The organism is Actinomadura bangladeshensis (genome assembly GCF_004348335.1).
Classification (GTDB): Bacteria; Actinomycetota; Actinomycetes; order Streptosporangiales; family Streptosporangiaceae; genus Spirillospora; species Spirillospora bangladeshensis.
This window is the reverse complement of sequence record NZ_SMJW01000223.1, coordinates 1-12,930: the sequence shown is the minus strand read 5'-3', so window position 1 is coordinate 12,930 and position 12,930 is coordinate 1. Positions and strand designations below refer to the sequence as shown.

Annotated in this window: 12 protein-coding genes and 1 tRNA gene; 5 read left to right on the top strand and 8 right to left on the bottom strand. The window is 73.6% G+C overall.

Features of this window, described 5'->3' with window-relative positions:
- Window positions 1–135: 135 nt before the first annotated feature.
- From E1284_RS31355 to E1284_RS31345, 3 genes are all read left to right on the top strand, one after another.
- Window positions 136–1,545 (top strand): aldehyde dehydrogenase family protein, encoded by a 1,410-nt coding sequence (locus tag E1284_RS31355; protein WP_243714856.1) that lies wholly within the window; start codon window positions 136–138, stop codon window positions 1,543–1,545.
- A 159-nt stretch (window positions 1,546–1,704) separates the two neighbouring features.
- Window positions 1,705–2,454 carry a hypothetical protein gene (locus tag E1284_RS31350; RefSeq protein ID WP_131943771.1) on the top strand — a complete coding sequence of 250 codons (750 nt, stop codon included), beginning with the start codon at window positions 1,705–1,707 and terminating at the stop codon, window positions 2,452–2,454.
- Between the two features lie 49 nt (window positions 2,455–2,503).
- Window positions 2,504–3,355, top strand: a complete 852-nt coding sequence (locus tag E1284_RS31345; RefSeq protein ID WP_131943770.1) for a helix-turn-helix domain-containing protein — start codon at window positions 2,504–2,506, stop codon at window positions 3,353–3,355.
- Between the two features lie 12 nt (window positions 3,356–3,367).
- Here E1284_RS31345 and E1284_RS31340 read toward each other — a convergent pair whose 3' ends face one another.
- From E1284_RS31340 to E1284_RS31330, 3 genes are read right to left on the bottom strand one after another with little or no spacing between them, the layout of a single operon-like run.
- A complete protein-coding gene (locus E1284_RS31340; protein WP_131943769.1) occupies window positions 3,368–3,697 on the bottom strand; it encodes a DMT family transporter in 330 nt (109 codons plus the stop codon).
- The gene (locus E1284_RS31335) at window positions 3,697–4,566 is read right to left on the bottom strand and encodes an LLM class flavin-dependent oxidoreductase (RefSeq protein WP_207924055.1); all 870 of its coding nucleotides are present in this window, start codon (window positions 4,564–4,566) and stop codon (window positions 3,697–3,699) included. Before E1284_RS31335 ends, E1284_RS31340 begins: the two co-directional genes overlap by 1 nt.
- Before the next feature lie 41 nt (window positions 4,567–4,607).
- Complete coding sequence (locus E1284_RS31330) at window positions 4,608–5,753, bottom strand: helix-turn-helix domain-containing protein (protein ID WP_131943767.1); 1,146 nt, start codon at window positions 5,751–5,753, stop codon at window positions 4,608–4,610.
- Between the two features lie 130 nt (window positions 5,754–5,883).
- On the opposite strand from E1284_RS31330, the gene E1284_RS31325 reads away from it, so the two are divergent.
- Window positions 5,884–6,678, top strand: a complete 795-nt coding sequence (locus E1284_RS31325; protein ID WP_207924054.1) for a class II aldolase/adducin family protein — start codon at window positions 5,884–5,886, stop codon at window positions 6,676–6,678.
- A 12-nt stretch (window positions 6,679–6,690) separates the two neighbouring features.
- Here E1284_RS31325 and E1284_RS31320 read toward each other — a convergent pair whose 3' ends face one another.
- Window positions 6,691–8,118 carry an ATP-binding protein gene (locus E1284_RS31320; protein ID WP_131943766.1) on the bottom strand — a complete coding sequence of 476 codons (1,428 nt, stop codon included), beginning with the start codon at window positions 8,116–8,118 and terminating at the stop codon, window positions 6,691–6,693.
- Between the two features lie 8 nt (window positions 8,119–8,126).
- Window positions 8,127–9,773: an FAD-dependent oxidoreductase gene (locus E1284_RS31315; RefSeq protein WP_243714855.1), complete on the bottom strand. Its 1,647-nt coding sequence runs from the start codon at window positions 9,771–9,773 to the stop codon at window positions 8,127–8,129.
- 115 nt (window positions 9,774–9,888) lie between these two features.
- Here E1284_RS31315 and E1284_RS31310 point away from each other — a divergent pair, with 115 nt between their 5' ends.
- Window positions 9,889–10,944, top strand: a complete 1,056-nt coding sequence (locus E1284_RS31310; protein WP_131943764.1) for a Gfo/Idh/MocA family oxidoreductase — start codon at window positions 9,889–9,891, stop codon at window positions 10,942–10,944.
- A gap of 163 nt (window positions 10,945–11,107) precedes the next feature.
- Here the strand turns inward: E1284_RS31310 and E1284_RS31305 are convergent, their stop codons facing one another.
- The 3 genes from E1284_RS31305 to E1284_RS31295 all read right to left on the bottom strand — a co-directional run bounded on the left by E1284_RS31305 (window position 11,108) and on the right by E1284_RS31295 (window position 12,830).
- Window positions 11,108–12,127, bottom strand: a complete 1,020-nt coding sequence (locus E1284_RS31305) for a coiled-coil domain-containing protein (RefSeq protein ID WP_243714854.1) — start codon at window positions 12,125–12,127, stop codon at window positions 11,108–11,110.
- 163 nt (window positions 12,128–12,290) lie between these two features.
- On the bottom strand, window positions 12,291–12,731 hold the full coding sequence (locus E1284_RS31300) for an HNH endonuclease (RefSeq protein ID WP_131943763.1): 441 nt from the start codon (window positions 12,729–12,731) through the stop codon (window positions 12,291–12,293).
- 28 nt (window positions 12,732–12,759) lie between these two features.
- Window positions 12,760–12,830, bottom strand: a tRNA-Asn gene (locus E1284_RS31295).
- Between the last annotated feature and the right edge of the window lie 100 nt (window positions 12,831–12,930).

Genomic DNA, 12,930 nt, shown 5'->3' with positions numbered 1-12,930 from the left:
CCGGCCACCCGACGGGCCCCCTGGCCGCGTCCGCCGCCGGTTCCGGGCCGGTTCCGGGGCGCGGGACCTCGTCAGACGGGCGGCGAAGGTGAATACTGAATCTCGTTCGGTAACCCCCTGAGCGGAGGATCAACGGTGTCCGAGACCTTCTCGATGACCATCGGCGGCGCGGCCGTGGACGCGCCCGGCACCTTCGGGGTGATCAATCCGGCGACCGGCGAGGTGGCCGAGCAGGCGCCCGACGCCTCCAGGGAGCAGCTCGACGCGGCGATGGCCGCGGCGCGGGACGCCTGCGCCGAGTGGCGCCGCGACGAGTCGGTGCGCCGCAAGGCGCTGCTCGCGGCGGCCGACGTCATGTTCGCGCGGTCGGAGGAGATCGGCCGCATCCTGACCCTGGAGCAGGGCAAGCCGCTCGCCGACGCGACCATGGAGGTCGTCGGCGCCGGCGTCTGGCTGAAGTACTTCGCCGAACTGGAGCTGCCCCGCGAGGTGATCCAGGACGATGCGAACGCGCTGGTCGAGGTCGTCCGCCGCCCGATGGGCGTGGTCGCCGCGATCACCCCGTGGAACTTCCCGCTGCTGCTCGGCGTGTGGAAGATCGCGCCGGCGCTGCTCGCGGGCAACACGATGGTCCTCAAGCCGTCCCCGTTCACCCCGCTGTCCAGCCTGAAGCTCGGCGAGGTGCTGCGCGACGTCCTGCCGCCCGGCGTGCTGAACGTCGTCACCGGCGGCGACGAGCTCGGCGCCTGGATGACCGCGCACGACGTCCCCCGCAAGATCAGCTTCACCGGCAGCGTCGCGACCGGCAAGCGGGTCGCCGCCGCGGCGGCCCCCGACCTCAAGCGCGTCACGCTGGAGCTCGGCGGCAACGACCCGGCGATCCTGCTGGAGGACGCCGACCCGGCCGCCGTCGCCGACCGGCTGTTCGGCGCCGCGTTCCAGAACAACGGCCAGGTCTGCTCGGCGATCAAGCGCGTGTACGTGCCCGAGGCGCTCTACGGCGACGTGGTCGACGCCCTCGCCGAGCGGGCGAAGGCCGCCAAGGTCGGCGACGGCATGCAGGAGGGCGTCCAGTACGGGCCGATCAACAACAGGCCGCAGTACGAGCGGGTGTCGGAGCTGGTCGCCGACGCGATCGCGGGCGGCGCCCGCGCCGCGGCGGGCGGCAGGCCCGTCGACGGCCCCGGCTACTTCTTCGAGCCCACGATCCTCGCCGACATCGAGGACGGCGCCCGGATCGTGGACGAGGAGCAGTTCGGCCCCGCGCTGCCGATCGTGAAGTACACCGACGTCGAGGAGGCGCTCGCCCGCGCCAACGGCACCCACTTCGGGCTGTCCGGCTCGGTGTGGGGCACCGACGCCGACCGGGCCGCCGAGATCGCCGGGCGGCTGGAGTGCGGCACCGCCTGGGTCAACACCCACCTGGCGCTCGCCCCGCACCAGCCGTTCGGCGGCTTCAAGTGGAGCGGCGTCGGCGTCGAGAACGGGCCGTGGGGCCTCTACGGCTTCACCGAGCTCCAGGTGGTCCACCGCTCCAAGCTCTGAACGGACCGGCGCGGCGGCGCGGCCGCGTATTACATGAGCGGAAAGTCACGACTTCGAGTCCGGAAAGTGACATGGCCACTACTGGTGGTCGGGTCCTGGAATGGGACACTTTCTGAGCGGGGGCCGTGGAGACCGCACCGCGACCTGTGAGGGAGCCGCATGCAGACGTGGGACGTCATGCGCCAGGACGATCTCGGGAACACCTTCCACGTGGCCTCCCACGACTCGCGCATCTCGGCGTTGGCGCAGGTCCTGGCGATGGAGAGCGGCGTCCAGCACAAGCAGTCGTACTGGGTCGACGGGCCGCCCGGCCCCGCCGTCCGCACCAACCGCGACCTGTACCTGGTGTTCCTGCACCTCGGCCAGGAGGCGCGGGCCGCGTCCTGGTCGCTGTCGGCGTTCCTGCGGTCCCTGTGGAAGGTCAGCGCTCCGCTGAGTGACCAGGTCCGGCTGGAGCCCGACGACGTGGCGGCGATGTTCGCGGCGGCGTCCACCACCCCGCCCGCCGACGTCGACCCGGCGTGGAGCGTCAAGGACCTCTCGCTGCCCGGCGCCGAGCCGGACGGGTACGCCGACTGGGAGCGGGTCCTGCTGTCCCAGATCGCCGACCTGGAGGACTTCCTCGTCCACCCGCCGGGCCCGCAGGCGCGGTTCGGCGTGGACGCGCCCCGCCCGCCCGGCTCGGGCGCCCGCGCCACCCCGGCCCGCTGGTACAACTTCGACCCGGCGACGTACCTGGAGTGCGCGGTCGCCGGCAGCCTCGGCGGCTGGGACGCCGCCGACGGCGCCCGCGTGCCGCTGCCGCCCCGGCCCGGGGAGCCGCCGGCCCGCTCCTACGTCCGCACGATCACCACCATGACCTGGGACGACCTGGCCCGCATCGCGGTGTGCGGGCAGGTGTACGAGTAGTCCCGTTCCGCCCCGGCCCTGTCGGGCCCGCGTGGTAGGACTGGGAGGCATGAGCGACAGGCCGGTCGAGCTGACCGACCGGGACGGCTGGTGGCTGGCGCAGGGCCGCCCGCACCCCGCGCTGCGCCCGTTCCTGCGCTCCTACGACGGCTACTGGGAGACGGCCGCCGTCCCCACCCGGATGCGCACGCTGCCCACCCGCACCACCGTCGTGATCATCAACCTGGGCACGCCGCTGTACCTGGAGGTCCCCGACCCCGGCGTCCGCGACCGCGAGTACGGGTCGTTCGTCGCGGGGATGCACGACGGCCACGGCATGTACGTGAGCCCCGGCGGGCAGCGCGGCATCCAGCTCGACGTGACGCCGCTCGGCGCCTACACGCTGCTCGGCGTCCCGATGGCCCACCTCACCAACGCGGCGGTCGACCTGCCCGACCTGCTCGGCCGGGGCGCGGACGCGCTGGTCGAGCGGCTCGCCGCCGCCCCGTCCTGGGGCGCGCGCTTCGACATCCTGGACGCCTTCCTGCTGCGCCGCCTGGACGCCGGCCCCGTCCCCGACCGGGAGGTGGCGCGGGCGTGGCGGCTGCTGGACGGCGACCCCGCCGTCTCGGTCGCCGACCTCGCCGCCGACGTCGGCTGGAGCCGCAAGCACCTGACGAACCGGTTCCGCGAGCAGGCGGGGCTGCCGCCCAAGGTGATGGCGCGGGTGCTGCGCTTCCGCCGCGCGGTCGAGCTGCTGACCGGCGGCGCCGGGTTCGCCGAGGCCGCGTTCGCCTGCGGCTACTACGACCAGGCCCACCTCAACCGCGAGTTCCGCGCGCTGTCGGGCTGCACGCCGACCGAGCTGATCGGCGGGCAGCTCGAGCAGCAGCGCATCAGCACCCTCTCCGAGCCCGCCTGACGCCGGGGCGGGTCAGCCCTGGTGGACGCCGCCGCCGAGGTTCATCACGACGACCCCGATCACGATGATCACCGCGCCGGCGATCGTGAGGGGCTTGAGCTGCTCGCCGAACAGCAGGACGCCGCCCGCGAACGCGCCGATCGTGCCGAGCGCCGACCAGATCGCGTAGACCGGGCCCACGTTCAGCGACGTCAGCGCCTTCGCCATGAACACGAACGAGACCAGGTACCCGGCGACCACGATCAGGGACGGCCACAGCCTCGTGAACCCCTCGGAGGCCCGCATCGCCAGCGTCGCCGTCACCTCGAACGCAATCGCGAACCCGAGCAGCACGAACGGCATCAGCGCGCCTGCCCGTACTCGGCCGCGATCGCCTCGAACACCTTCATGTCGGCCTCCCACGGCGTGCCGGGGCGCGGCCAGTGCAGCACGATCTCGGTGATGCCGAGCTCGGCGTAGCGTCCCGCGAGGTCGGCGAACGCGTCCGGCGACTCCAGCCACGGCTCGTCGGTGAACCCCGTCATGAAGATCAGGTCGTCGAGTTCGCGGCCCTCCTCCTCGCACGCCGCCCTGAGCGCGGCGAGCCGGGTGCGGACGGCGTCGTGCGGCTCCCCGTCCCCGGCGCCGCCGCCGGTGACCCAGCCGGTGCCGTGCCGGGCGGCGACCCGCATGCCGCGCGGCCCGTCCCCGGCGATGACGAACGGCACCCGGGGGCGCTGGACGCAGCCGGGCTCCTCGACGACGTCCCGCGCGGTGTAGTACGCGCCCTCGAAGGTCGTCTCCGGCCCGGTCAGCAGCCGGTCCAGCAGCTCCGTCCACTCGGCGAAGCGGGAGGCGCGCTCGCCCGGCGTCCACGCGTCCCCGCCGAGGACGCCCGCGTCGGAGGTGCGGCTCGTGCCACCCGACCCGATGCCGATGGTGGCGCGCCCGCCGCTCACGTGGTCGATCGTCTTGATCGCGTGCGCGGTGGGGACGGGATGCCGGAAGTTCGGCGAGGTCACCATGGTGCCGATCCGGATCCGCGAGGTCACCGCCGCGGCGGCGGCCAGCGTCGTGTACGCGTCGTACCAGGGGGTCGTGCCCCGCCAGGCGAGGTGGTCGTAGACCCAGGCGTGCCGGAACCCGAGGTCCTCGGCGCGCCGCCACAGCTCGCCCGCCTCGGGCCAGGACTGCATCGGCCACATCACCGTGCCGATCTTCGGTGCCGTCACCCGTTCCTCCGCTCTCGTCACTCGATCATGCCCGGGACCGATCATCCCGTGGTCTCGGCGATCCACCGGTGCAGGGCCCACCACCAGTGCGCGGTGCGCGCCACGGCGGCGCCGCCCGCCGGGTCGGACAGCGGGCCGCCGGTCAGCTCCCGCAGCCGCCGGATCCGGTACTTGACGGTGTTGCCGTGGACGTGCAGGGCCGCCGCCGCCTGCTCGATCCGGCCGCCGTGGTCGAGATAGGCCAGCGCCGTCTCGGCCAGCTCCCGGTGGAAGGGGTCGTCCCGGTCGAGGCCGGACAGCAGCGCGGCGGCGAGCAGGCCGCCCAGCTCAGGCTCGGCCTCGGTGGCGGTGAGCAGCGCGAGGTCGGCCAGTTCCCGCATGCCGGTGAGCCCGGCGCCGGCGCCCGCCCGCAGCGCCCGGCGCCCCAGCCCGTACATCGGCGCGATCTCGGCGGGGCGCACCGGCGGCGCGGCCACCAGCAGCGGACCGGGCCGCGCGGGACCCGGCGCCGGCTCCGGCAGCCGGGCGACGAGAGCGGCGAACCGGCCGTCCACCAGCCCGCACAGGCCGGGCCCGGCGGCGGTCAGCTCGGCCTCCAGCCGCGCCGCGACCGCCGGGTCGCTGACGTCGGACACCACGCAGTGGTACGCGGCGGCCGCGTCGAGCGGCGCGCCGACCGGGACGGCCTCGCCGTGCAGCAGCTGCCGCAGCAGCTGGCCGCGGGCCTCCCGCGCGGTCCGGGCCATCTCCAGCTCGGTGACCCGGTGCGCGTGGACCATCCGGTGGACGAGCGCGGTGGTGATCTCGTCGATGCGGGTCACGCCGTCCAGCAGCACGGCGTCCGGCACCTCCAGGCGGCGGCCCTCCGCGACGAGCATCCGGACGAGGTGGGCGCGGCCCGCCTGGAAGCCGTCCAGGAACGCCGCGACGGGCACGCCCTGCCGCGCCCGGTCCGAGCCGAGCCGCTCCGCCGCCGCGAGGACGCCCGCTCCGGGCCCGCCGTCCTCCAGCGCGGCGAGCACCCCCTGGACGAGGGCGCGGACGTGCCGGCGGGTCTCCTCCTCCGGCAGCGCCGCCACGAGATCCGACCGCCCGCGCGCGGCGCGGACCGTCGCCTCCAGCACCACCGGGTCGCCGCCGTGCTCGATCAGCAGCCGCAGGAACCGGTCGCCCGTGCCCACCTCCATCCCTGCATTCTGCCGTGCCGGTTGTCCCGTCCGGACAACCGGGCGCGGGGCGGTTGGACCGCTCCGGTCTAGCCGCGCACCGCAGCGATGGTGTTCGGTGGGGGGAAGACGAGCCTGAGGAGTCGCACCGATGTCCGATGAGGACGAGTTCCTGGAGAAGCTGCCGACCGACCTGATCTTCCGGCTGCCGCCCTCGTTCGACGACGTCGAGGACGAGCGCCGGCACCGCAAGGAGCGGCTGGCGGCCGCGCTGCGCATCTTCGGGAAGTTCGGCTTCGAGGAGGGCGTGGCGGGGCACATCACCGCCCGCGACCCCGAGCGCACCGACCACTTCTGGGTCAACCCGTTCGGCATGTCGTTCAAGCACATCAAGGTCAGCGACCTGATCCTGGTGAACCACGAGGGCAAGGTCGTCCAGGGCCGCTACCCGGTCAACGAGGCCGCGTTCGCGATCCACTCCCAGGTGCACCAGGCGCGCCCGGACGTGGTCGCCGCCGCGCACAGCCACTCCACCCACGGGCGGGCGATCTCCGCGCTCGGCCGGAAACTGGAGCCGATCACCCAGGACGTGTGCGCGTTCTACCAGGACCACGGCCTGTTCGACGACTACACCGGCGTCGTCACCGACCTGGAGGAGGGCAAGCGCATCGCCGCGGCCCTCGGCGGCCACAAGGCCGTCATCCTGCGCAACCACGGCCTGCTGACCGTCGGCGACACCGTGGACGCGGCAGCCTGGTGGTTCATCACGATGGAGCGCTCCTGCCAGGTGCAGCTCCTCGCCAAGGCCGCCGGCGAGGTCGTGCCCATCGAGCACGACAACGCCGTCCTGACCCACGAGCAGATCGGCAACGACCTGGTCGGCTGGATCAACTACCAGCCGCTCTACGACCAGATCACGCGCGAGCAGCCGGACCTGTTCGAGTAGTCCGGGCCGGTCCTAGGAGGCGGGGTCGGCGGTGTCGGGCCCGGTCAGCGGGAGCAGTACCTGGATGCGGGTGTCGCCCGGCAGGGAGGACACCACCTGGATGTCGCCGCCGTGGCGCCCGACGACGATGCGCCAGGAGATGTCGAGGCCGAGGCCGGTGCCCTCCCCCACCGGCTTGGTGGTGAAGAACGGCGTGAAGATCCGGTCGAGGTTCTCCTCGGGGATGCCGGTCCCGGTGTCGCCGATCTCCACCAGCGCGTGGTCGTTCTCCCGCGCGGTCCGGACGGTGAGGGTGCCCGAGCCCTGCATCGCCTGCAGCGCGTTGACGATCAGGTTCGTCCACACCTGGTTCAGCTCCGCCGCGTAGACCGGGACGGGCGGCAGCGACTCGTCGTAGTCGACCTTCACCGTCACGTCCGGCCCGAACTTGCGCTTGAGCATCGTGAGCGTGCTGTCCAGCAGCTCGCGCAGGTCGGCGCGCTGGTAGGCGGCCCGGTCGAGCTGGGAGTACTGGCGGGCCGAGTCCAGCAGCGCGGTGATGCGGCCCATCGCGTCGGAGATCTCCGCCTGCAGCTGCGCGACCTCCAGCACCTCGGCGAGCCAGCGCATCGCCGCCGGGAGGTGCTCGCCGGCCGCGCCCTCGACCTCCTCGGCCTGCTCGATCCCGATGCCGGCGGAGACCAGGCCGGGCGCGAGGTCCCACGCCTCGCCGACGCCGTGCTCCTCCAGCCAGTCGCCGAGCTCGTCCTCGGCGTCGCTGACCTCCAGCGGGCTGCGGCGGCCGCCCGGCGGGGCGGGCAGCGCCGGGCGCAGCGACACGAGGGCGCTCAGGTGCGAGCAGTCGACGCCCCGCGCGGCGAGGTCGGCGAGCGTCAGCTGCGCGGCGAGCAGCCGGTCGCCGAGCTCGGCGCTGGCCCGCGCCGCCGCCGCGGCCGGGTTGTTCAGCTCGTGGGTGAGCCCGGCGGTGAGCGTGCCGAGCGCGGTGAGCCGCTCCCGCTGGTCCACGATGCGCCGCGCGTTGGACATCCCGAAGAAGATGCCCTCCAGCAGGTGCGCGCCCATCGGGAACCACTGGCGGACGGCCTTGGAGAACTTGCGGGCCGGCAGCCGGAAGACCCGCGCCGGGCCGGTCGCCCGCAGGGTGTGCTGGTACTTCTGCTCGATCTTGTCGCCCAGGTAGGCCTGCACGGCGCCGCCGTAGGTGCCGGGACGGGCCGTCCGGCTGACCTCGACCGCGTGCCCCCGCACCGTCTGGGTCATCACGATCTCGCCGTCCAGCAGCACGTACAGGAACTCCGCGGGGTCGCCCTGCGCGCAGATCACGCCGTTCGCGGGGAACTCCTCGACCGTCCCGCACTCCGACAGCCAGCCGAGCTTCCCCTCGTCGAGGGACTCGAAGAGGAACAGCCCCCGCAGCTCCTCCGGCGATGCCGTGTTCATGCCCGCTCCTATGCCTGCTCCAGATAGCGGTGGACGAGGGCGACGGCCATCGCGCCGTCGCCGACCGCCGAGGCGACGCGCTTCATCGACTCGGCGCGGACGTCGCCCGCGGCGAACACGCCGGGGACGCTCGTCTCCAGGTGGTAGGGCTGGCGGGACAGCGGCCAGCGCGCGGGGCGGCGTCCCCCGGCGACGAGATCGGGCCCGGTCAGCACGTAGCCGCGCGGGTCGCGCTCGACGAAGCCGTCCAGCCACGCGGTGCCCGGTTCGGCGCCGATGAACACGAACAGCCAGTGCGCGTCGATCGTCTTCTTGCCCGCCGGGGAGGCGAACGTGAGCCGCTCCAGCCGGTCGGCGCCCTCCGCCGCGCACACGGTCTTCCCGGTGTGGACCTCGATGTTGGGCGTCGCCTCGATCTGCTCGATCAGGTAGTGCGACATCGACCGCTCCAGGCCGTCCGCCCGGACGATGATGTGCACCTTCCGCGCGTAGCGGGCGAGGTACACGGCGGCCTGCCCGGCGGAGTTGGCGCCGCCGACGATGGCGACCTCCTCGTCCTTGCACTCCGGGGCCTCGGTGAGCGCGGCGCCGTAGTAGACGCCGCGGCCGACGTAGTCCTCCACGCCCTCGGCCTGGAGGCGCCGGTAGGAGACGCCGGTCGCGAGGATGACCGCGTGCGCGGCGATCTCGGTGCCGTCCGACAGCCGCGCCACCCGCGCGGTGCCGCGCGCCTCCAGCGCGATGACCTCCCCGGCCTGCAGCAGCTCGGCGCCGAACCGGCCGGCCTGCCGGCGGGCCCGGTCGGCGAGCTGCGCCCCGGTCACCCCGTCGGGGAAGCCGAGGTAGTTCTCGATGCGGGAGCTCTGCCCGGCCTGCCCGCCGAGGGCGTGCCGCTCGATGACGACCGTCCTCAGCCCCTCCGACGCGCCGTACACGGCCGCGCCGAGCCCGGACGGCCCGCCGCCCACGACGATCAGGTCGTAGAACCCGGTGGACGGGGTGCTGGACAGCCCGATCGCGGCGGCCAGTTCGGTGTCGGACGGCGCCGACAGCGTGCCGCCGTCCGCCTTCACCACCAGCGGCAGCTCCGGGGACCCGGCGGCGGCGATCAGCTCGGCGCCCTCCTCGTCGGTGTCCATCAGCCACGTGTAGGGCACCTGGTTGCGGGCGAGCAGGTCGCGGACCTCGTAGCAGCGCGACGACCAGCGGTGCCCCACCACGCGCAGCTCGCCGGGCGGGCGCCGGTCGGCGCGCGCCCACGCGTCCAGCAGCTCGTCGATCACCGGGTAGAACTTCTCCTCCGGCGGATCCCACGGCTTGAGCAGGTAGTGGTCGAGGTCGACGTCGTTGATCGCGCGGATCGCCGCGTCGGTCTCGGCGTAGGCGGTGAGCAGGACGCGGCGCGCGAACGGGAACAGGTCCATCGCGTGCTCCAGGAACTCCACGCCGTCCATCCCGGGCATCCGGTGGTCGGCGAGCAGCACGGCGGTGTCCTCGCCGCGCAGCCGCAGCTCGCTCAGCGCGTCCAGGGCCTGCCGGCCCGACTCGGCCCGGACGATCCGGTACGACTCGGCGTACCTGCGGCGCAGGTCCCGCGCGACGGCCCGGGACACCCCCGGATCGTCGTCGACGGTCAGCAGCACTGGTTTGGGCACGCGTCCCCCTCTATCGCCAGAACCCGCCTGAAATCCTACGTGGCCCAGGCCACTGCGGCACGTCCCGGCACCCCCGCGTCCCGGCGGCGGACCCGCCATCGGTCATGATCGGGGCATGGACCTGCGTGTTGCGCTGATCGGATACGGCACCGGCGGCTCGGTGTTCCACGCCCCGCTGATCGCGTCCGTGCCCGGGCTGCGGCTGGCCGCGATCGTCACCCGCGCGCCGGAGCGGCAGCGGGCGGCGCGGGAGCGGTACCCGGACGCGGACATCGTCGACCGGGCCGACCGGCTGTGGGGGGCGCCGGGCGGCTACGACCTCGTCGTCGTCGCCGCGCCGAACCGGCAGCACGTCCCGCTGGCCCGGTCGGCGCTGACCGCGGGCGTCCCCGTCGTCGTGGACAAGCCGGTCGCGGCCTCCGCCGCGGACGCCCGCTCGCTCGCCGCGCTCAGCGCCGTCCGGGGGCTGCCGGTGTTCCCGTACCACAACCGCCGGTGGGACGGCGACTACGTCACCGCGACCCGGCTGATCGCCTCCGGCGCCCTCGGCGACGTCCAGCGGTTCGAGTCCCGCTTCGAACGCTGGCGGCCCGAGGTGAAGGAGAGCTGGAAGGAGAGCACCGACCCCCGCGACGCGGGCGGCATCCTGTTCGACCTCGGCTCCCACCTCATCGATCAGGCGGTCACCCTGTTCGGCCGGCCCGCCCGCGTCTACGCCGAGATCGACACGCGCCGCCGCGGCGCCGCGACGCCCGACGACGTGTTCCTCGCCCTCACCCACCGCGGCGGCGTCCGCTCGCACCTGTGGATGAGCGCGACCGCCGCCCAGCTGGGCCCGCGCCTCCGGGTGCTCGGCGGCCGCGCGTCCTACACGGTCTCCGGCATGGACCCGCAGGAGGCGCAGCTGCACGCGGGCCTCACCCCGAAGGACCCCGGCTACGGCGTCGCCGGCCCGGACTCGCACGGCCTCCTCGGCACGCCCGGCGAGACGTCCCCCGAGCCGACCGCTCCGGGCGCCTACCAGGACTTCTACGCGGGCGTCCTGCGCACGATCCGGGACGGCGCCCCGCCCCCGACGACCCTCGCCGACGCGATCACGGGCCTGGAGGTCATCGAGGCCGCCGCCCGCTCCGCCGCCGAGGGCGCCGTCGTCGACCTCGGCGATCAGTAGCGCAGGCCGGCCGCGCAGCTGCGGTCGGACGCGGCGACCCCTCCGGCCGGCCCGCCGCCGAGCAGTTCGCAGCGGACGGGATGCCCGGCACCGCCGCGGAGTGCCCGCCGCGGAACACGGCGTGCGGCGGGCCGAGCGCGCGATGATCGCCGCCCGGGCGGGGTCAGAGGACGGAGACGTGGACGTGGTCGTAGTGGTTCTGGGTGATGCTGCCGCGGTCCTCCATCTGGCGCCAGCCGCCGCTGCCGCGCATGTCGTAGATGCGCTGCTTCCAGATGACGTACTTGATGCCGAGGCGGGAGGCGTTGTCGATGACGTACTGGGCGACCTGGTCGCCGTGCGCCTGGGCGGAGGCGCTCGGCATCTTGCCGCCGGTGCTCTCCATGAAGTCGCAGGCGGTGCCGGAGCCGTGGTCCTGCGGGTCGCCGGGGCGGGCGCAGCCGATCGTCGGGAACGGGCCGAACTTGCCGTCGACCTCCAGCAGCACCGTGCGCATCCGCGCGGTCATCGAGTTGCCGACGATCGGTGACTTGGCGCCGCTGACCCCGTCGGGCCGCCCGCCGCCGCTGACGGGCGCCTTCGTCACCTCGGGCTTGTACTTGGCGAGCAGCTTCTTCACGCGGGTGCGCTGGCTCTCCAGGTCGTCGATCTCCTTCTCGACGGCCTCCAGCTTCTTCTTCGCCGTCTCGTGCGACTGCGCGGCCCTGGTGGTGAGCGCCTGGAGGTTCTTGATGCGGCGGCCGTTGTTGCGGCTGATGTGCTCGATGACGGCGGCGTCGTGGACGGCGGCGCCCGGCTCGGCCGCGGAGATGATCGGGATCATGTCGAGCCGGCCGGTCATGTACGTGGTGGAGGCGAGCCGGGCGACGCCCTCGCGGGCGGCGTCGTACTCGCGGTCGGCCTTCACCGCGTCCGCGCCCGCGCGCACGGCCGACTTCTTCGCCTCCTCCAGGGAGACGAGCTCGCCCCGGTACTCCTTGGACAGCTTCTCCGAGCGCGCCTTGAGCTTCGCGTACTCCTTCTTCAGATCCTTCGGCTCCTGCGGGAGCCGCGCCGCGCTCCCGGACGCCGGCGGCAGCGCCGCCGACACGCCCACCGCGAGGGCGAGCGCGGTCAGGCGCCGCGCCACCGTGCGCTTGCGCGACGTACGCGCCGTCCTGCCGCCTGGATCGAGGGCCGCCACAGATCTCTCCTAGATAACAAAGCTCAAGATTGGCGGCACATTACCACAATCGCCCATTCAGCCTCAGACGCTTCGGAAATCTCAGATAAGCACACAGGGTCACGCGTGGACTACACGGGACGAGACGCCCGGGGCCGGGCCGCCCTGCGGCGGCCCGGCCCGGTCACGCGCCCACGAGCTCCTCCCAGCGGGGCACCCGCGGCTCCGACAGCAGCCGCAGCCCGGCCTCGGCGACCGTCCGGTCCCCCTTGCGGTTGTTGCACTTCCCACACGCCAGGACGGTGTTCTCCCAGGTGTCGCCGCCGCCGCGCGACTGCGGGCGGACGTGGTCGATCGTGTTCCCGCGCCTGCCGCAGTAGCAGCAGCGCCCCCGGTCGCGCAGGTGGACGCCGCGCTTGCTCCACGGCGGGCGCCGGCCGTGCCGCCAGCGCATCGCGACGTACCGGACGAGCCGCAGGACCCGCGGCACCGGGAAGCGGCCGAAGGTCCGCCCCTCCTCCGCCTCCTCGACGACCGCCACCTCGCGCACCAGCATGCGGATGGCGTGCCGCAGGTCCACCCTTTGTAAGGGCTCGTACGACGCGTTCAGCACGAGCACGTTCACCGGGTCACCTCCTTACCCGTCTGTGCCGCTCCCCCGCCAGGATTCGAACCTGGATATCCGCATTAACAGCGCGGCGTTCCGCCGTTGAACTACGAGGAAATACTCCGGCAATTCTCCACCCTCCCGGGATCTCCCCGGAAGCCCCCTAAGAATGCCGCTCAACCCCCCAGAACACCAAAACATTTTCCCCACGCCCCAC